Source organism: Rhizobium grahamii CCGE 502, from assembly GCF_000298315.2.
GTDB classification, from domain to species: domain Bacteria; phylum Pseudomonadota; class Alphaproteobacteria; order Rhizobiales; family Rhizobiaceae; genus Rhizobium; species Rhizobium grahamii.
Genome location: NZ_AEYE02000003.1, coordinates 1 through 17359 on the forward strand (window position 1 = coordinate 1; position 17359 = coordinate 17359).

Genomic DNA, 17359 nt, shown 5'->3' on the forward strand with positions numbered 1-17359 from the left:
CTTCGAACTGCCTTCATCGAGGCCACCGCTGCCCATCAGGTCACCGCCGCCACCGGAAAGGCGAGAATCGGCTCCCTGCGCATCGCCGGTCAGCTGCGCAATCACCTGCTCGACCGGACCGCCGGGCGCGAACTGGATGACGGTAAAGGAGATGGCCATGATGCCGATAATGGTCGGGATCATCAGAAGCAGGCGGCGAAGAATATAGGCTCCCATCAGCGAGCGGCCTCCGGGGAGTTCTGTCGTAGGCTGTCCAGTCTAACGCCGCTCAATCGTCAAGCCTTCCTCTGCCGGTCCATACCGGCGCTGATCATGGTCCGAAGTGATTCGGTTGGCCCATTTGGAGCCCAGCCGTCAGGTCAATGCAAGTCCACTCATTTCTTGGCGGAAGACGACCACCAGACATCAGGGAAACCAGTCGCATAGGTCGGGTATTCGGCCGGCCGGGTGATCGTGTTCCAGTAGGTGATCGACTGCGTGTCGCGGTAAAACAGCGGCACGACGTAGTGTCCGGCGAGCAGCACGCGGTCGAGCGCCTTGATCGCCGCCACCTGCTCGTCCCGGTTCGGCGCAAAGATCACCATGCGGATCAGCGCGTCGATTGCCGGGTCGGAAATGCCGGCATAGTTGCGCGAGCCCTGCTGGTTCACCGAACCCGAACCCCAGTAGTCCGCCTGCTCGTTGCCGGGATTCATCGTCTCGGCCCACACGTTCCAGATCATGTCGTAGTCGAAGCTGCGCACGCGATTGGTATATTGCGAGGCATCCACGGTGCGCACCCGCACATCGATGCCGATCTTCTTAAGGTTGTTGGCGTAGGGCACGGCCCAGCGCTCGAAGATCGGGCTCGAGAGCAGGATCTCGAAGCTCATCGGCTTACCGGTCTGCGTGTTGACCATGCGGTTGCCCTTGATCTCCCAGCCGGCCTCCTTCAGCAGTTTGATCGCCGTGCGCAGGTTGTCGCGGCTTTTTTGCGGGTCGCCCCCGATCGGGTTCGAATAGGCGGCGGTGAAGACGGAAGGGGAAAGCTTGTCCTTGAGGCCGTTGAGGATCTCCAGCTCGCGGCCCTGAGGCAGGCCGGAGGAGGCAAGCTCGGTGTTCCAGAAATAGCTGTCGATGCGCTTGTAGCTGTTGAAGGCGACGGTGCGGTTCAGCTCCTCGAAGTCGAACCCGTAATTCAGCGCCTCGCGCACCTTCTCGTCCTTGAACGTGTCACGGCGGGTGTTCAGCACCATGGCCTGCATGATGCCAGTGGCGCGCAGAGCGTTGGGGACGTCCTCTTTCTTTACGCGCCCTTCCTTGACGGCAGGGAAATCGTAGCCTGTTGCCCAGCGCGCTGCGAGCGTCTCCTGCCAGTAGTCGCTGTTGCCGGCCCTGAAAGCCTCGAACTCCACGTCCCGGTCGGCGTAATAGGTGTAGGTGATCGCGCCGAAATTGTTCTGCCCGACATTCACATTCAGGTCCTTGCCCCAATAGTCGTCGCGTAGCTCGTAGCGGATCGTCGCCCCCGCCGAGAAGGCCGCGATCTTGTAAGGCCCGGAACCCATGACCGGTTCCAGCGTTGTCTTGGCGATATCGCGCGGCTTGCCGTCGGCCCCCGTGCCTTCCCACCAGTGCTTCGGCACCACGACCAGCTGCCCCAGGATATTGGGCAGTTCCTTGTTGTTCTTCTCGTCGAAGGTAAAGGTCACGTCGCGCTCGCCCGATTTCTCTGCCTTCACCACATGCTTGTAGTAGTTGGAAGCGAGCGGGTTCAGCTCCTTGACCTTGTCGAAGCTGAAGATCACGTCCTCTGCTGTCACAGGCTTGCCATCCGCCCACTTCGCCTCCGCCCGCAGCCTGAACGTCGCGCTCGAGACGTCGTCGGGATAGGAGAGCCCCTCCGCAAGCAGCCCGTAGGAGGCGAGCAGTTCGTCGTCGGCCGATTTCATCAGCGTTTCGAACGGCAGCGTCAGGCCGACCGCCGTTTCGCCTTTCGAAAGCAGCGGATTGAAAGTGTCGTAGGTGCCGGAAGCGGATAGCCTGAGGTTACCGCCTTTCGGCGCATCCGGATTGACGTAGTCGAAGTGCTTGAATCCCGGCTTGTATTTCAGCTCGCTGATGACGGAACTGCCGATCTGGAAATTTGGCTCCTGGGCAACGGCCTGCACCGGCAACGCCATTGTGCCGAGAAGAGAAAAGACCACAGCAAGTTTCGACCACATAAGCGCCATTCGCCAACCCCGATTGTTTTTCTGCTTTCGCCGACAATAGGCGAAAAGCGGGCGAAAAACAGGTGATGTGGGCGTTTTTGTCTGGCTCGCGAGATCGTGACCATTTGTTGCTCGGGTAAGCTTGGCTCATTGCCCGCTCTGCAAAAACATCGATTCACCAAAATTGCTTTTCACGGTAGATTCGATTGCAAATCAGTCGGCCTTGCGCCGCAGACGCTCAGGACATGGCATGGCTCTCCATACCACAAGGACTTTCCAAACACTTTTGAAATTGGCGTTCGCCGGTCTGCTCGGCGCAAGCCTTGTTGCCGGCGAAGTCGGTGCTGAACAGAAGCAACCGAGTCCCGGGAGCGCCAAGGCGATTTTCGGCTCCGTTTCCCTGCCGAACCAGGGAACAGCTCAGCCTTATGGCTTCTATGCCAAAGGCTGCATGTCCGGCGCCGTCGCGTTACCGGTCGATGGACCCACGTGGCAAACCATGCGGCTTTCGCGTAATCGCCGTTGGGGCAATCCCGCCATGATCTCGCTCCTGGAGCGGCTGTCTCGCGATGCGGCAAAGTCTGACGGATGGCCGGGCCTGCTCGTCGGCGACATCTCGCAGCCGCGCGGCGGACCGATGTTCAACGGTCATGCGTCACACCAGATCGGACTTGATGCCGACATCTGGCTGACGCCGATGCCGGCTCACCCACTCAGCATCGAAGAACGCGAAACGCTGCCCTTCACGACGATGCTGCAGAAGAACGCCTTCCTGACAATCAACCCCAACGTCTGGACCGAATCGCGCGCCAGGCTGTTGATGCGTGCGGCGAGCTATCCGCAGGTCGAGCGGATCTTCGTCAATCCTGCCATCAAGAAGAAGATGTGCGACACCTGGACGGGAGACCGCACCAATCTCGGCAAGCTGCGCCCGATCTACGGTCATGATTCGCACTTCCACATCCGCATAAAGTGCCCGCCGGGCTCAACCGCCTGCAAGCCGCAAGCGCCGGTGCCGGCGGACGATGGATGCGGTAGGCCGTTGGCATGGTGGTTCACCAAAGAACCCTGGGCGCCGCCGAAGCCGCCGAAGCCCGGCACGAAGCCGGTCAAGCCACGCGAAGTGATGGTCTCCGATCTTCCGAACGCCTGCGCCGCGGTTCTCGCAGCGCCGTCCGTCGATTCCATGCAGGCGGCGACGTTTGGCGGTGCTCCGGGTGCGCCTGCGGTTGCGCCGATGGCGGTGGTGCCTGCCGCGGCGTCCGACGAGGCGCTGCCTGACATCGGCCCGGTACCCGACGACAAGCCGTCTGGCGAGTGACGCATTGCGAGCACTGGCAGCGGTCTTTCAAAAGACGGGTGCTTCGTATAGAAGCAGCCAAATCGATTGAATTTTCAGGCGGAGGTCCTTTTCATGGCCGGCGGCAAGTGCCTTGCATTGATTGCGCATGACCAGAAGAAGGACGACATGGCGGAGTTTGCCCGCCGTAACCGCGAGACATTCGCGAACTGGAAGATCGTTGCCACCGGCACGACGGGCGGCCGGGTGCTGGAGGCCGTTCCCGATCTCGATGTAACCCGCCTGAAAAGCGGCCCGCTCGGCGGCGACCAGCAGATCGGCGCCCTGATTGCGACCGGCGAAGTCGATGCTCTGATCTTTTTTGTCGATCCGCTGACACCGATGCCGCATGATGTCGACGTCAAGGCTTTGATGCGGCTTGCAATCGTCTACGATATCCCGATGGCGCTGAACGAAGCGACCGCCGACAAGCTTATTGCCACCCTTCACGCCTAACCGGCGCTTGAAAGCGCCTCGCAGGGAAACTGCCATGCAACTCGACACCAGCGACACCGCCATGCCCTTTCCGATCCTGATCGGCGATATCGGCGGCACGAATGCCCGTTTTTCCATTATCCCGGATGCCGAGGCAGAGCAGATCCATTTTCCCAACGTCCGCACCGCCGATTTTGAGACGATCGATGATGCGATCCGCAGCTGCATTCTGGAAAGGAGCAGCCTGCGGCCGCGTTCTGCAATCCTCGCCGTCGCTGGCCCGATCAGCGCTGACGAGATTCCGTTGACGAACTGCGACTGGGTCGTGCGTCCGCGAACGATGATCGACGGTCTCGGCATCGAGGACGTTCTTGTCGTCAACGACTTCGAGGCGCAGGCACTCGCAATTTCCGAGCTCTCTGATGAGCATCGTGAGCAGCTCGGCGATGCAGCGGGTGAGATGATCGCCTCGCGTGTCGTCCTCGGACCGGGCACCGGCCTCGGCGTTGGCGGCCTCGTGCATGCACGAGGCGCGTGGATACCGGTGCCAGGCGAGGGCGGTCACGTCGATCTCGGGCCGCGCACGGCGCGCGACCTTCAGATCTTCCCACATGTGGAGACGATCGAAGGCCGGATTTCGGCCGAACAGATTCTTTGCGGCCGCGGCATCGTCAATCTCTACCGGGCGATCTGCACGGCGGATGGCATTGCCCCGGTCTATTCCGACCCGGCGGACATCACCTCGCACGCGCTGGCCGGTTCCGACGCCGTTGCCGTCGAGACGATCAGCCTGTTCTCCACCTATCTCGGCCGTGTCGCCGGCGATATGGCGATGATCTTCATGGCCCGCGGCGGCGTGTTTCTTTCGGGGGGGATCCCGCAGAAGATCCTTCCGGCGCTGAAGAAGCCGGAATTCCGCGCCGCGTTCGAGGACAAGGCACCACATTCAGAACTATTGGCGACGATCCCGACCTATGTCGTCACGCATCCGCTTGCGGCTCTTGCCGGGCTGTCGTCGTATGCCCGCAAGCCCGAGAGCTTCGGGGTTTCGACGGATGGGCGCCGCTGGCGGACCTAACGGCTCTGGTCAAAAGGCCGTCAACTCTTTATAGAGCCGCGCGAGTGCACGCAGTCATGAGGACTTGCGTGTCCTGAGACACAGGAAGACTGATTTTTGCAATCACCCGACACCCAGCAGACGCCTGTTAACAGCGACAGCATCACCGGCATCTTGAAGCGCATCCTCGCGGAAAACGGCCGTGATCATCTGTGGGGCTATGTTGTTGCGATCACGTGCCTCGTCATCGTCGCCCTGTCGACGGCCTATACCGCCTGGATCATGAAGTCGGTGATCAACGAGGCGTTCCAGAACCGCCGTGCCGATATCGTCTGGGCGATCTGTTTTACCATTTTCGTTGCCTTCGTCGCGCGCGGTTTTGCGAGCTACGGCCAGGCCGTGATCCTCTCCAGGATCGGCAACAACATTGTGGCGCGGTATCAGCAGCGTGCCTATTCCCACCTGATGAAGCTATCGCTCGGTTACTTCAACCAGACGCGCTCGGCCCACGTCGTGTCGCAACTGAATCAGAACATCAGCGGCATTCGCGACGTGATGAACCTCACGATCACCTCGACCGTGCGCGACCTTCTGACGTTCATCTCGCTGCTGGCCGTGATGATCATCCAGGATCCGCTGCTGAGCCTCGCGGTATTTATTCTGGCGCCACCCCTTCTTTATGCCTTGCGATACGTGTCGAAGCGGCTTCGTACCGCGACGAAGGACGCGATCTTCGTAAACAACCATGTCGCCGGGGCGATGCAGGAAACCATCCAGGGGATTGCCATAGTCAAGGCCTTCACCATGGAAGGCCAGCTGGAAGGCAAGGTAGACAGGCTTGTCGAGAGTGCCGAACGGCGCGCGAACCGCATTGCCCGCCTGTCGGAACGGACGGCGCCGCTGACGGAAAGCTTTGCCGGCCTCGCTGTTGCCAGCGTCCTGGCTTATGCCGCCTACGGCACGATCTACAACAACATTCCGCCGGGCGCTTTCTTCTCTTTCGTGACCGCGTTGCTGCTCGCCTACGATCCTGCCCGCCGCCTTGCACGCCTTCAGGTGCAGATGGAGCGCGCTGTCGTCAACGCCCGCATGATCTATGAATTCCTCGACACGGTTCCCCATCAGCGCGATGTGCCGGACGCGAAGGCGCTCGTCGTCACGGATGCCAAGATCGAATTCCGGAACGTCTCCTTCGCCTACGGCGAGGATGAAGTGCTCCGCGATGTCAGCTTCTTTGCCGAAGGCGGCAAGACCACGGCGCTGGTCGGCCCGTCCGGCGCCGGCAAGTCGACGATCATCACGCTCATTCCGCGCTTCTATGATCCGAAGGCCGGCCAGATTCTCATCGATGGTCAGGACATTGCTCACGTGACGAAACAGTCGCTGCGTGAGCAACTGGCCTATGTATCCCAGCAGCCGTACCTTTTCGAAGGCACGATTCGCGACAACATCCGCTATGGCCGCCAGGACGCGACCGACGAGGAAGTCGAACGCGCGGCTCGCCTGGCCTACGCGCATGAGTTCATTCTTGCGCAGCCGCAGGGCTACGACACGCCGGTCGGCGAGAATGGCGTGACGCTTTCCGGCGGTCAGCGCCAAAGGCTTTCCATCGCCCGCGCGCTGGTACGCAACGCTCCGATCCTGCTGCTCGACGAGGCGACCTCGGCGCTCGACACCGAGTCCGAGGCGGCCGTTCAGAAGGCGCTCGATGAGGCCATGGTTGGCCGCACAGTGGTCGTGATCGCCCACCGTCTTTCGACCGTTGTCCGCGCCGACAAGATCGTCGTCATGCAGCAGGGCCGGATCATAGAAGAGGGCAATCACGAGAGCCTTGCGCGGCGCAGCGACGGTCTCTACGCTCGCCTCAACAATCTGCAGAGGCCAGCGGCCTCCGATGCCCGCTGACAAATAGGATGATCGACTGACATGAGCGATGCTGCGATGAAACTGGTGGTGGTTGGCGCAGCAGGGCGCATGGGGCAGACGCTCATCCGTCTCATTCACGCCATTGACGGCGTGACGCTGCATGCCGCCGTCGAGCGCCCCGGCTCGCCCTTCCTCGGCAAGGACGCTGGCGAAATTGCCGGTCTCGGTCCGAATGGTGTGATCATCGGTGACGATCCGCTGGCGGCCTTTCTCCATGCGGAAGGCGTTCTCGATTTCACGGCACCCGCCGGCACGGTGGAGTTCGCAGCTTTGGCCGCGCAGGCGCGCATCGTCCATGTCATAGGCACGACCGGCTGCGCAGTCGACGACGACGCGAAGATCGCGGCCGCTGCCCGTCACGCTCGCGTCGTGAAGTCAGGCAATATGGGTCTCGGCGTCAACCTACTGAGCGTCCTTGTCGAGCAGGCGGCTCGTGCCCTGGAGCCTGCCGACTGGGATATCGAAGTTCTCGAAATGCATCACAAACGCAAGGTCGACGCGCCTTCGGGCACGGCACTGCTGCTTGGCGAGGCGGCGGCCAAGGGCAGAGGCATCGACCTCGCCTCGAAGTCGGTGCGCGTGCGCGACGGTCACACCGGCCCGCGCGAGCAAGGTACCATCGGTTTTGCGACGCTGCGCGGGGGCTCCGTCGTCGGCGAGCATTCGGTAATCTTCGCCGGCGAGGGCGAAACCGTAGCGATGTCGCACAGCGCCACCGACCGCTCGATCTTCGGCCGCGGCGCCGTCAAGGCAGCGCTCTGGGCGCGCGACAAGAAGCCCGGTCTCTATTCCATGCTCGACGTGCTCGGGCTTTCTTCAAAGTAATCTTTTTCGGAGGCATTTTTCATGAGCGGCACTCTCGTCCTCGTTCGCCACGGCCAGAGCGACTGGAACCTCAAGAACCTTTTCACCGGCTGGAAGGACCCTGACCTGACCGAACTCGGCATTCAGGAAGCCAACACCGGCGGCAAGGCGCTCGCCGATTACGGCATCAAGTTCGACGTCGCCTTCACCTCGGATCTCAAGCGCGCCCAGGACACGCTGACGATCATCCTCGACAACGTCGGTCAGACGGACCTCAAGACCTTCAGGGATCAGGCGCTGAACGAGCGCGACTACGGTGATCTCTCCGGTCTCAACAAGGATGACGCCCGTGCCAAGTGGGGTGAAGAGCAGGTCCATATTTGGCGCCGCTCCTACGACGTACCGCCTCCGGGTGGCGAAAGCCTGCGCGACACCGGCGCCCGCGTCTGGCCCTACTACCTGACGGAAATCCTGCCCCGCGTCCTGCGCGGCGAAAAGGTGCTGGTCGCCGCCCACGGCAACTCGCTGCGCTCTCTGGTCATGGTCCTCGACCGTCTGACGAAGGAACAGATCCTGGCGCTCAACCTCGCGACGGGCGTTCCCATGGTCTATAAGCTCAACGCCGACTCCACCGTCGCTTCCAAGGAAGTGCTCGGCGATATGTCCGGCGCTCACTGATATCGATTGCGCCGCGCACCTCCGGCTGCGCGGCGCTTTTCCAGCCTTGTTGGCACCAGCTTTTTAGCTCTTCGACGTGGCTTCCGCCCGGGGCGCTTTTACTCGCGCTGCCTCGAAATCCGGCAGACGGTTGGCGATCCACTGCCAGAGCGTCACCACCTCCACCAGAAGCTCTCCGCCGAGCGGCGTCAGTTCATACTCCACCCGTGGCGGCACCTGTGGGTAGAGCGTCCGCGTCACCAGCCCGTCGCTTTCGAGCGTCCGCAGCGTCTGCGTCAGCACCTTCTGGCTGATCCCCTCGACCCGCTCCAGAACCCGCGAAAACCGTAGAGGCCCCTTTGCCTCCGCAAGTATGTGCATGACGCGCAGCGGCCATTTGGCGCTGGCGCGCTCCAGCATCTCGCGTGCCAGCGCATCCTGCGCGTCGGTCAATGTCTCGCAAAAATCGAATGTACCATCGTCGAGGTTAGTTACCATTAGGTATGTATAGCTCCTATGGGTGTCTTCTTTCAAGATGAAACCGACTTGCCTATATGGTCTTGCGACGGATCAAGGAGATTTTGGATGTCACAAGTTTGGTTGATTACAGGCACCTCGCGCGGCCTCGGCAGGGCGCTTGCGGAAGCGGTGCTGGCGGCAGGGCACAAGCTGGTCGCGACCGCGCGCGATCCATCGCAGCTAGAGGATATCAAGCAATGCTACCCCGCCAATGTCTTGACGATTCCTCTTGATGTGACCGACGAGCAATCGGCCGCATCAGCCGTGAAGGCTGCGGTGCAGACGTTCGGACGCCTCGACGTGCTCGTCAACAATGCAGGCTACGGCGACGTCGGATCGATCGAGGACACCAGCCTTGCCGATTTCCGCGCCCAGATCGAAACCAACCTGTTTGGAACAATCATCGTCACCAAGGCGGCGCTACCACTGATGCGTGAGCAGGGTTCCGGTCGCATCATCCAGTTTTCTTCCGTCGGCGGCCGCATCGGTCCTGCCGGCCGCGCGCCTTATGCGGCAGCAAAGTGGGGCGTCGAAGGTTTCTCGGAGGTGCTTTCCCGGGAAGTCGGGCCGCTCGGCATCAAGGTGACGATCATCGAGCCGGGCGGCTTCCGCACGGATTTCGCCGGTGCGTCGACCACGCTCCGCGAAGGACGCCCGGAATACGAAGACACCGTCGGCAAGATGGCTCGCTACCAGCGCGATTACAACGGCAGGCAGCCGGGCGATCCCGCAAAGGCGGCTGCCGCGATCATCCATGTCGCCGGTGCCGCTGAACCACCGCTGCGCCTGCTGCTCGGTAGCGATGCAGTGCGCGGCGTCGAGCAGAACGATGCGGTGCGAGCCAAGGAGCATGCGGCCTGGTGCGACCTCAGTGTCTCCACCGATTTCGAGCCCGGCGCCGGTGCTGGAAAATTCCCCTGGGAAGCCGGGAAATAACCGGTCCCGTCATCGATGCCGGAGACCATTCCCGGCATCGGCCAGACCTAGTTCTCGATCGTGAACTGCACACGATCTGCTGCAAACCGGCTGACCGCATATTGCACGGGTACACCCTCGAGGTCGGTGTTGACAGCCTTGGTAATCAGCAGGATCGCGCCGGGCGCGAGTTCGAGCGCTGCCGTATCCGCCTCGTCGGCGTGGATGGCGGTGATCTCGGTGGTCGCGCGCACATAGTCGGATAGTCCAAGCTCGGCAAAGGCCTTGGTGATGGATTCCGTCCGCTTGTAGGCATCGGGCATGCCGCCGAAACGCCCGGCCGGAAACCACGCCGTCGCGCAGGAGACCGGGCGGCCATCCGCCTTGCGAACCGTTTCCATGCGGATGACAGGCTCTCCCGACCGGATCTTCAGCCCGCGCGCCACCTCCGCATCCGCCTTCTCCTCGGAATAGGAGAGCAGCAGCCCGCGCATCTCGCGCGCCTGCTCGCCGATGCCTGCGGTGAACCGGGTGCGCTTGGTGATCGGAAAGTTCAGACGTTCCTTGCGCTCGATCAGCGTTCCGCGTCCCTGTACGGCGCGCACGATGCCTTCCTGGGCAAGGGCTGCAATCGCGCTTCTGACGGTATGTCTGTTGACGCCAAACTGCTGCGCCAGCGCCGTCTCCGGCGGCACCATGCCGGTCTCGTCATAGGCTCCGGCGCTGATCGCCTGGCGGATGCGATCGGCGATCTGCCGCCACAGCGCCACGCCCGTCTGTCTTTGTACCTGCCCAGCCATTTCGCCCCTCGATGTCACACGCTTGTCACGTCTGAGATTTAAGCGTAGCCATATCTTGTATAGTTGTCTATATCAATAGACATTTAAAGGATGTGGCGATGACCCTAGCGGAAAAGAATGAGCCGGGAGCAGGGGCGCGCAAGCGCGTCGCCGATCTGCTTGCGCGCGCGGAGCGGCAGGAGCTGGTCGAGGCTTGGGAGAAGCTCGCGGAAAAGCCTGCGGCCCAGCCGGTGCGCGGACCTGAAACGGGCCTCGTCATGGTTCGGGGCCGCATGGGCGGCGGCGGTGCGCCGTTCAACCTCGGTGAGGTGACGGTTACCCGCGCCACTGTGCGCCTTGCATCCGGCACTGTCGGTCACGCCCAGGCGCTCGGCACGGATCGCGAGAAGGCCCGGCTTTCCGCCATCTTCGACGCCCTCTGGCAGGAACCGGTCACGCAATCCTTCGTCGAGCAGGCGCTTCTGCAGCCGATCGCTGCACGCGGGGCGGACGCAGATCGCCGCAAGGCCGATGAGACTGCGGCAACCCGCGTCGATTTCTTCACCATGGTTCGCGGAGACGACTGATGAGCCTCAAGACGGAAGCCCCCAAGAATGATGCGTTGGCCGGCGGCTTTGCCGAGCCGGTCTTCCACGCCCAGAGCGTCTTCAAGCTGATGATGGATGCGATGGCGCGTCCGGGCACGATCCAGACGGTCGCCCCCGACGCCCTGCCGCCGGCACCCCTCGGCGTTGCTGCCGGCGCGATCGCGCTGACGCTCTGCGACCACGACACCCCGGTCTGGCTGTCGTCAGGGCTGGCGAAATCCGCCGTGCCGCAATGGCTCGGTTTCCATACCGGTGCGCCTGTCACGCCGGAGAAGGCCGAAGCCCGCTTCGCCTTCGTCGAAGCCGGAACGCCGCTGTCGTCCTTCGGTCTCTTCGCCGCAGGCACACAGGAATATCCCGACCGTTCGACGACTCTTGTCGTCGAACTGGCGGATATCGCAGGCGGCCGTAAGCTGGCGCTGATGGGTCCCGGCATCAAGACGGTGACCGATATCACGCCGCTCGGCCTTCCCGATACCTTCCTGCGCCTCTGGACAGAGAACCGCGCCCTCTTCCCGCGCGGCATCGACATCGTGTTGACCTCTGGCAGCCGGTTCGTCTGCCTGCCGCGCACCACCAAGATCACCGCAACGGAGATGTGACCCATGTATGTTGCTGTCAAAGGGGGCGAGGCCGCCATTGCCAACGCCCATCGCCTGCTGGCGGATCGCCGTCGTGGCGACCGTTCGTTGCCGGCTATCGGTATCGACCAGATCGTGGCGCAACTGGCGCTGGCTGTCGATCGTGTCATGGCCGAAGCCTCGCTCTACGATCGCACGCTTGCCGCTCTTGCCGTCCGCCAGTCGCGCGGCGACATGATCGAGGCGATCTTCCTGCTCCGCGCCTATCGCACGACGCTGCCGCGCTTCGGCTATTCGCAGCCGATCGACACCGCGAAAATGAAGATCGAGCGCCGCGTCTCCGCCACCTACAAGGATCTGCCTGGTGGCCAGCTGCTCGGCCCGACCTTCGACTATACGCATCGGCTCCTCGACCCATCGCTCCTGACCGACGAGGCCGTTGAGGATCCGGCGCTTCGCGATGCAGAATCCGGCCGCGTCATGCGCGTTTCGGAAATCCTCGCGCAGGAAGGCCTGATCGAGGGTGATGGCGAAATGCCCGAAGATCACGAGGTCGGCGACCTGACGCGCGAGCCGATGGAGTTCCCGATGACCCGCGATCTTCGCCTGCAGGCGCTGGCGCGCGGCGACGAAGGCTTCCTCCTGGCGCTCGGCTATTCGACCCAGCGCGGCTATGGCCGCAACCATCCCTTCACCGGCGAAATTCGCATCGGTGAGGTCGAGGTCGAATTCGATGTTCCCGAGCTCGGCTTCGCTGTCTCGCTTGGGCTCATCCAGGTCACCGAATGCCAGATGGTCAACCAGTTCAAGGGTTCGTCCAAGGCGCCGCCGCAGTTCACCCGCGGCTACGGTCTGGTGTTCGGCCAGAGCGAACGCAAGGCGATGTCCATGTCGCTCGTCGACCGTGCACTGCGCGCCGAAGAGCTCGGCGAGGACATCACCGCCCCGGCGCAGGACGAGGAATTCGTCATCTCGCATGCCGACAACGTGCAGTCGACCGGCTTCGTCGAGCATCTGAAGCTGCCGCATTACGTCGACTTCCAGGCCGAACTCGACCTGGTCCGCCGTATGCGCAACGAGTTCGAAGCCAACCGCATCGGCGGCGACGATACCATCAAGGAGGCTGCGGAATGACCGATCTGGCCACGTACAACTTCGCCTATCTGGACGAACAGACCAAGCGCATGATCCGCCGCGCTATCCTGAAGGCGATCGCCATCCCCGGCTATCAGGTGCCTTTCGCTTCCCGCGAAATGCCGATGCCTTACGGCTGGGGCACCGGTGGCGTGCAGGTCACGGCCTCGATCATTGGCCCCGATGATGTTCTCAAGGTGATCGACCAGGGCGCCGACGACACCACCAACGCGGTCTCGATCCGCGCCTTCTTCCAGAAGGTCGCCAATGTCGCGGTGACCACGCACACCAAGGATGCAACGATCATCCAGACCCGACACCGCATCCCGGAAGAAAAGCTCGGGACCAACCAGGTGCTGGTCTACCAGGTGCCGATCCCCGAGCCGCTCCGCTTCCTGGAGCCACGCGAGACCGAAACCCGCAAGATGCACGCGCTTGAGGAATACGGCCTCATGCATGTGAAGCTATACGAGGACATCGCGCACAACGGCCGCATCTCCAAGACCTACGCATATCCGGTCAAGGTCGCCGGCCGCTACGTCATGGACCCGTCGCCGACGCCGAAGTTCGACAATCCGAAAATGCACATGTCGGATGCGCTGCAGCTCTTCGGGGCAGGGCGCGAGAAGCGCATCTATGCCGTTCCGCCCTATACCGACGTCGTCAGCCTCGATTTCGATGACTACCCCTTCGAGATCCAGCGCTTTGGCAAGCCGTGCGCGCTCTGCGGCGCCGAAGAGGTCTATCTCGACGAAGTCATCCTAGACGATAAGGGCGGGCGCATGTTCGTCTGCTCCGACACCGACCATTGCGAAGACCGCCGCGCTCACGGGCATGCTGGCGAGATGTTGGCACCCAATCAGGAGGCCGCCGAATGAGCGACACCCCGCTTCTCAAAGTCAATGACGTCTCGAAGTTCTATGGCAACCGCATCGGCTGCCGCAATGTCTCCTTCGAGCTCTGGCCCGGCGAAGTGCTCGCCATCGTCGGTGAATCCGGCTCAGGCAAGACGACGCTGCTCAACTGCATCTCGACGCGCCTGATGCCGACGACAGGCAGCGTCGAATACCACATGCGCGATGGCGCCTATCGCGACCTTTACCGCATGAACGAGGCCGAGCGCCGCTTCCTGATGCGCACCGACTGGGGCTTCGTGCATCAGAATCCGGCTGACGGTCTGCGTATGACGGTGTCGGCCGGCGCCAATGTCGGCGAACGCCTGATGGCGATCGGCGACCGTCACTATGGCAACATCCGCTCCACCGCCATCGACTGGCTGCAGCGCGTCGAGATCGACGAAGGCCGCATCGACGACCAGCCGCGCGCCTTCTCCGGCGGCATGCGCCAGCGTCTGCAGATCGCCCGCAATCTGGTGACCGGCCCGCGTCTGGTGTTCATGGACGAGCCGACCGGCGGCCTCGACGTGTCGGTACAGGCTCGCCTGCTCGATCTCGTTCGCGGTCTCGTCAACGATCTTGGCCTCGCCGCCATCGTCGTCACCCACGACCTCGCTGTCGCCCGCCTGCTGTCGCACCGCATGATGGTGATGAAGGATGGCAACGTCATCGAGCACGGGTTGACCGATCGCGTCCTCGACGATCCGCGCGAGCCGTACACGCAGCTCCTCGTTTCCTCCATTCTGCAGGTCTGATCGCGATCAGCCAAGGAATCCGGCTACCGGGTTTCTTGGCAAGCGAAACTAAGGAAAGAAATCATGGCAACGCCACTCGTTGTTTCCGAAGTCGTCAAGAGCTTCACCATGCACCTGCGCGACGGCATCAAGCTGCCGGTCGTTTCGGATGTATCCTTTTCCGTGGCTTCAGGGGAATGCGTCGTGCTCGGCGGCCCGTCGGGTATCGGCAAGAGTTCGCTCCTGAAGATGATCTACGGCAACTATGCCGTCGACAGCGGCCAGATCCTCATCAAGCATCACGACAAGATCGTCGATCTGGCAACGGCGGACCCGCGCACGGTGATCGACGTGCGCCGTCATACGCTCGGCTATGTCAGCCAGTTCCTGCGCACGGTGCCGCGTGTCGCGGCTATCGACGTGGTGGCCGAGCCGCTGGTCGCCCGCGGCGAAAAGGCGGAAACGGCGCGCGAGAAGGCGGCAAGCCTCCTCTCGAAGCTGAACCTGCCGGAAGCGCTGTGGCAGCTTCCGCCCGCCACCTTCTCCGGTGGCGAGCAGCAGCGCGTCAACATCGCCCGCGGCTTCATCACCGAGCACACCGTCCTGCTGCTTGACGAGCCGACCGCCTCGCTCGACGCCAGGAACCGCGCCGTCGTCGTCGGCATGATCGAGGAGAAAAAGAAGGCTGGCATCGCCCTTCTCGGCATCTTCCACGATGAGGAAGTGCGCGAGGCCGTTGCCGACCGCATTCTCGACGTCCAGAAGTTCTCGCCGCGAAAGGCAATCGCAGCATGAGCCGCAAGATCGGCCTCGAGCCCTATTTCCATGAAACTGCATCCGTGAAGAACGCCACCTTCGGGCGCTTCACGGAGGTCTCGGAGCGTTGCCGCATCGAGGAGGTCGAATTCGGCGACTACTCCTATGTCATGCAGGACGGCGCCATCTGGTGCGCGACAATAGGCAAGTTCGTCAACATCGCCGCCTCGGTGCGCATCAACGCCACCAACCACCCGACCTGGCGCGCAACGCTGCATCACTTCACCTATCGCGCCGCCGATTATTGGCCGGATGCCGACATGGAGACCGACTTTTTTGAATGGCGCCGCTCCAACCGTGTCGTCATCGGCCATGACGTCTGGATCGGCCACGGCGTCACCATCCTGCCCGGCGTCACGGTCGGCAACGGAGCGGTCATCGGTGCCGGCGCCGTGGTCTCGAAAGATGTCGCTCCCTACACCATCGTCGGCGGCGTCCCCGCCAAGCTGATCCGCGAACGCTTCCCGAAGGAAATCGGCGAACGCATGGACAAGCTCGCCTGGTGGGACTGGGAGCACGACCGGTTGCGCGTCGCCCTGGCCGATTTCCGCGCGCTGAGCGCTGAAGATTTCCTCGCCCGCTACGAAGCATGATCGGGCGCCCCGGACCGGGGCGCTCATCCCGCCCGGAGCTTGGTCATCCAAAATCGGCCGGCCGACCGCCGTTACTCGAGGCTCGCCCGGGCGCTTAAAACTTGCAGCCGACGAAGCATCGGCGCACCCCATTGTCACAATAATCGCGTCTGTCTCTGCTAGGAAAGAACAGGAGAAGACCCCTGTTTGCCGCAAGGATAACCACGCGTCTTGGCCGTGGATGAGCTTGCGCGAATGCCAATTCTTGTAAGAATCGGAAACACATTGTGACTAAGTCTTTACAAAAGCTAACCTTTTCCGGCTTGTCTGATAAACGCACTTCATGGATATTAGGCTGATCTTGAGGAAGTCATCATGATCAGAATGATTGAAGATCCGGCGGAATTGGCCGGCGAAGATATCACTGGCAAATATATTCTGCGCAAGCTGAACTATCATTGGTTCGCTTACGGCAAGGCTGCGATCGTGACGGCCTGCAAGGGCACGATCCTGCAGCTTGACCGTGAGGAAACGGTCTATTCCGAACAGTGGGGTCGCCGCGCCTACACGGGAACGGGCAAGCGCTATCCGGGCGGTATCTGTCCGATATCGGCGGTCGCCTGTGTCTGTGATACGCCGGACGACGTAAATGCCGTTATCCAGCTCGATGTCGATGCGCAGGAAGAGTTCTATCGGTTGATCGCCAAGACGGAAGCCAGGGTTCGCGCTCTTGCATCTTCGTCAGAGAATACGGTGTTTTTGGCTGCTGCCGAATAGGTCTGGCGTTCCGGATGGCTCGGTGTAAGACCGAGCCGCCGCGGTCCGTCCCTCGCGGATGGATGTCACAAGGCGCAAATGACCGATCACACTGACGCTATCCTCCTCCCTGAAAATATCGCTGCCGGGCAGTATCTCCACGTTTTCGCCGACGGTTGCTACGAACCCGTATCAGGGGAGGGCGGCTGGGCCTTCGTGGTGTATCGCGACGATGCGGAGGTCGCCTCCGGTTCTGGCGGCGTCAAGGATACCGCCAACAATACGACGGAACTGATCGCGCTGCTCGAAGCGGTGACCTGGATCAACAGCAACGCCACGGGCGAGGCTGCCGTCGTCTGGTCCGATTCTGCTTACGCCGTCAGAGGCTGCAATCAGTGGCGCCACATCTGGAAAAACAACAGCTGGAAGAAGATAAGCGCCAACGCGAAGATCCGCAGCCGCACGATCGCAAACCCGGATCTCTGGAAAGCGATAGATGGCCAGCTGTCTCGCAATCGCTTGCTGACCATCGCCTGGTGCAAGGGCCACTCGGGCCTTGCCGGCAACGAGCACGCGGATGAGCTCGCCGAGCGCGGCCGCCGGTCGCTGCGTGGCAAAGGGATCCGATGAACGGTTGAC

Annotated in this window: 19 protein-coding genes and 1 pseudogene; 16 read left to right on the forward strand and 4 right to left on the reverse strand. The window is 62.3% G+C overall.

What is annotated here, in order from left to right; all coding sequences use genetic code 11:
- Window positions 1-216, reverse strand: a pseudogene (locus tag RGCCGE502_RS01140) (microcin ABC transporter permease); the annotation flags it as partial.
- A 158-nt stretch (window positions 217-374) separates the two neighbouring features.
- Window positions 375-2213, reverse strand: a complete 1839-nt coding sequence (locus RGCCGE502_RS01145) for an extracellular solute-binding protein (protein ID WP_016552325.1) — start codon at window positions 2211-2213, stop codon at window positions 375-377.
- A 229-nt stretch (window positions 2214-2442) separates the two neighbouring features.
- Here RGCCGE502_RS01145 and mepA point away from each other — a divergent pair, with 229 nt between their 5' ends.
- From mepA to RGCCGE502_RS01175, 6 genes are all read left to right on the forward strand, one after another.
- The gene (gene mepA / locus RGCCGE502_RS01150; protein ID WP_016552326.1) at window positions 2443-3513 is read left to right on the forward strand and encodes a penicillin-insensitive murein endopeptidase; all 1071 of its coding nucleotides are present in this window, start codon (window positions 2443-2445) and stop codon (window positions 3511-3513) included.
- A 93-nt stretch (window positions 3514-3606) separates the two neighbouring features.
- On the forward strand, window positions 3607-3987 hold the full coding sequence (locus RGCCGE502_RS01155) for a methylglyoxal synthase (protein ID WP_016552327.1): 381 nt from the start codon (window positions 3607-3609) through the stop codon (window positions 3985-3987).
- A gap of 34 nt (window positions 3988-4021) precedes the next feature.
- Entirely contained in the window at window positions 4022-5044 is a 1023-nt protein-coding gene (locus tag RGCCGE502_RS01160; protein ID WP_016552328.1) for a glucokinase, read from the forward strand.
- Window positions 5045-5140: 96 nt separating this feature from the next.
- Window positions 5141-6928, forward strand: a complete 1788-nt coding sequence (locus RGCCGE502_RS01165) for an ABC transporter ATP-binding protein (RefSeq protein ID WP_016552329.1) — start codon at window positions 5141-5143, stop codon at window positions 6926-6928.
- Between the two features lie 21 nt (window positions 6929-6949).
- Complete coding sequence (dapB, locus tag RGCCGE502_RS01170) at window positions 6950-7774, forward strand: 4-hydroxy-tetrahydrodipicolinate reductase (RefSeq protein ID WP_019279600.1); 825 nt, start codon at window positions 6950-6952, stop codon at window positions 7772-7774.
- 21 nt (window positions 7775-7795) lie between these two features.
- A complete protein-coding gene (locus tag RGCCGE502_RS01175; RefSeq protein WP_016552331.1) occupies window positions 7796-8431 on the forward strand; it encodes a 2,3-bisphosphoglycerate-dependent phosphoglycerate mutase in 636 nt (211 codons plus the stop codon).
- Between the two features lie 63 nt (window positions 8432-8494).
- Here RGCCGE502_RS01175 and RGCCGE502_RS01180 read toward each other — a convergent pair whose 3' ends face one another.
- On the reverse strand, window positions 8495-8908 hold the full coding sequence (locus RGCCGE502_RS01180) for a winged helix-turn-helix transcriptional regulator (RefSeq protein ID WP_016552332.1): 414 nt from the start codon (window positions 8906-8908) through the stop codon (window positions 8495-8497).
- An 87-nt stretch (window positions 8909-8995) separates the two neighbouring features.
- Here RGCCGE502_RS01180 and RGCCGE502_RS01185 point away from each other — a divergent pair, with 87 nt between their 5' ends.
- Window positions 8996-9865, forward strand: a complete 870-nt coding sequence (locus RGCCGE502_RS01185; RefSeq protein ID WP_016552333.1) for an oxidoreductase — start codon at window positions 8996-8998, stop codon at window positions 9863-9865.
- A gap of 47 nt (window positions 9866-9912) precedes the next feature.
- Here the strand turns inward: RGCCGE502_RS01185 and phnF are convergent, their stop codons facing one another.
- Window positions 9913-10644 (reverse strand): phosphonate metabolism transcriptional regulator PhnF, encoded by a 732-nt coding sequence (gene phnF, locus RGCCGE502_RS01190; RefSeq protein WP_016552334.1) that lies wholly within the window; start codon window positions 10642-10644, stop codon window positions 9913-9915.
- A gap of 98 nt (window positions 10645-10742) precedes the next feature.
- On the opposite strand from phnF, the gene phnG reads away from it, so the two are divergent.
- The 9 genes from phnG (at window position 10743) to RGCCGE502_RS01235 (ending at window position 17350) form a co-directional block, all read left to right on the forward strand.
- Window positions 10743-11210, forward strand: coding sequence for a phosphonate C-P lyase system protein PhnG (gene phnG / locus RGCCGE502_RS01195; RefSeq protein WP_016552335.1), 468 nt, complete (start codon window positions 10743-10745; stop codon window positions 11208-11210).
- Window positions 11210-11833 (forward strand): phosphonate C-P lyase system protein PhnH, encoded by a 624-nt coding sequence (gene phnH, locus RGCCGE502_RS01200; protein WP_016552336.1) that lies wholly within the window; start codon window positions 11210-11212, stop codon window positions 11831-11833. Before phnG ends, phnH begins: the two co-directional genes overlap by 1 nt.
- A gap of 3 nt (window positions 11834-11836) precedes the next feature.
- Window positions 11837-12946, forward strand: a complete 1110-nt coding sequence (locus RGCCGE502_RS01205) for a carbon-phosphorus lyase complex subunit (RefSeq protein WP_016552337.1) — start codon at window positions 11837-11839, stop codon at window positions 12944-12946.
- Window positions 12943-13824 carry an alpha-D-ribose 1-methylphosphonate 5-phosphate C-P-lyase PhnJ gene (locus tag RGCCGE502_RS01210; RefSeq protein WP_016552338.1) on the forward strand — a complete coding sequence of 294 codons (882 nt, stop codon included), beginning with the start codon at window positions 12943-12945 and terminating at the stop codon, window positions 13822-13824. Before RGCCGE502_RS01205 ends, RGCCGE502_RS01210 begins: the two co-directional genes overlap by 4 nt.
- Window positions 13821-14597 (forward strand): phosphonate C-P lyase system protein PhnK, encoded by a 777-nt coding sequence (gene phnK, locus RGCCGE502_RS01215; protein ID WP_016552339.1) that lies wholly within the window; start codon window positions 13821-13823, stop codon window positions 14595-14597. Before RGCCGE502_RS01210 ends, phnK begins: the two co-directional genes overlap by 4 nt.
- Before the next feature lie 63 nt (window positions 14598-14660).
- Complete coding sequence (phnL, locus tag RGCCGE502_RS01220; RefSeq protein WP_016552340.1) at window positions 14661-15371, forward strand: phosphonate C-P lyase system protein PhnL; 711 nt, start codon at window positions 14661-14663, stop codon at window positions 15369-15371.
- Entirely contained in the window at window positions 15368-15985 is a 618-nt protein-coding gene (locus RGCCGE502_RS01225) for a DapH/DapD/GlmU-related protein (protein WP_016552341.1), read from the forward strand. Before phnL ends, RGCCGE502_RS01225 begins: the two co-directional genes overlap by 4 nt.
- A gap of 354 nt (window positions 15986-16339) precedes the next feature.
- Complete coding sequence (locus RGCCGE502_RS01230) at window positions 16340-16741, forward strand: hypothetical protein (protein WP_016552342.1); 402 nt, start codon at window positions 16340-16342, stop codon at window positions 16739-16741.
- A gap of 78 nt (window positions 16742-16819) precedes the next feature.
- Window positions 16820-17350 carry a ribonuclease H family protein gene (locus RGCCGE502_RS01235; RefSeq protein WP_016552343.1) on the forward strand — a complete coding sequence of 177 codons (531 nt, stop codon included), beginning with the start codon at window positions 16820-16822 and terminating at the stop codon, window positions 17348-17350.
- Window positions 17351-17359 lie beyond the last annotated feature (9 nt).

Coding starts and splice junctions, on each gene's coding strand:
- phnF (WP_016552334.1), bottom strand. CDS start 10,644: ATGGCTGGGCAGGTACAAAGACAGACGGGCGTGGCGCTGTGGCGGCAG.
- RGCCGE502_RS01210 (WP_016552338.1), top strand. CDS start 12,943: ATGACCGATCTGGCCACGTACAACTTCGCCTATCTGGACGAACAGACC.
- mepA (WP_016552326.1), top strand. CDS start 2,443: ATGGCTCTCCATACCACAAGGACTTTCCAAACACTTTTGAAATTGGCG.
- phnH (WP_016552336.1), top strand. CDS start 11,210: ATGAGCCTCAAGACGGAAGCCCCCAAGAATGATGCGTTGGCCGGCGGC.
- RGCCGE502_RS01205 (WP_016552337.1), top strand. CDS start 11,837: ATGTATGTTGCTGTCAAAGGGGGCGAGGCCGCCATTGCCAACGCCCAT.
- phnK (WP_016552339.1), top strand. CDS start 13,821: ATGAGCGACACCCCGCTTCTCAAAGTCAATGACGTCTCGAAGTTCTAT.
- RGCCGE502_RS01155 (WP_016552327.1), top strand. CDS start 3,607: ATGGCCGGCGGCAAGTGCCTTGCATTGATTGCGCATGACCAGAAGAAG.
- RGCCGE502_RS01180 (WP_016552332.1), bottom strand. CDS start 8,908: ATGGTAACTAACCTCGACGATGGTACATTCGATTTTTGCGAGACATTG.
- RGCCGE502_RS01175 (WP_016552331.1), top strand. CDS start 7,796: ATGAGCGGCACTCTCGTCCTCGTTCGCCACGGCCAGAGCGACTGGAAC.
- phnL (WP_016552340.1), top strand. CDS start 14,661: ATGGCAACGCCACTCGTTGTTTCCGAAGTCGTCAAGAGCTTCACCATG.
- RGCCGE502_RS01160 (WP_016552328.1), top strand. CDS start 4,022: ATGCAACTCGACACCAGCGACACCGCCATGCCCTTTCCGATCCTGATC.
- phnG (WP_016552335.1), top strand. CDS start 10,743: ATGACCCTAGCGGAAAAGAATGAGCCGGGAGCAGGGGCGCGCAAGCGC.
- RGCCGE502_RS01235 (WP_016552343.1), top strand. CDS start 16,820: ATGACCGATCACACTGACGCTATCCTCCTCCCTGAAAATATCGCTGCC.
- RGCCGE502_RS01145 (WP_016552325.1), bottom strand. CDS start 2,213: ATGGCGCTTATGTGGTCGAAACTTGCTGTGGTCTTTTCTCTTCTCGGC.
- RGCCGE502_RS01185 (WP_016552333.1), top strand. CDS start 8,996: ATGTCACAAGTTTGGTTGATTACAGGCACCTCGCGCGGCCTCGGCAGG.
- RGCCGE502_RS01230 (WP_016552342.1), top strand. CDS start 16,340: ATGATCAGAATGATTGAAGATCCGGCGGAATTGGCCGGCGAAGATATC.
- dapB (WP_019279600.1), top strand. CDS start 6,950: ATGAGCGATGCTGCGATGAAACTGGTGGTGGTTGGCGCAGCAGGGCGC.
- RGCCGE502_RS01225 (WP_016552341.1), top strand. CDS start 15,368: ATGAGCCGCAAGATCGGCCTCGAGCCCTATTTCCATGAAACTGCATCC.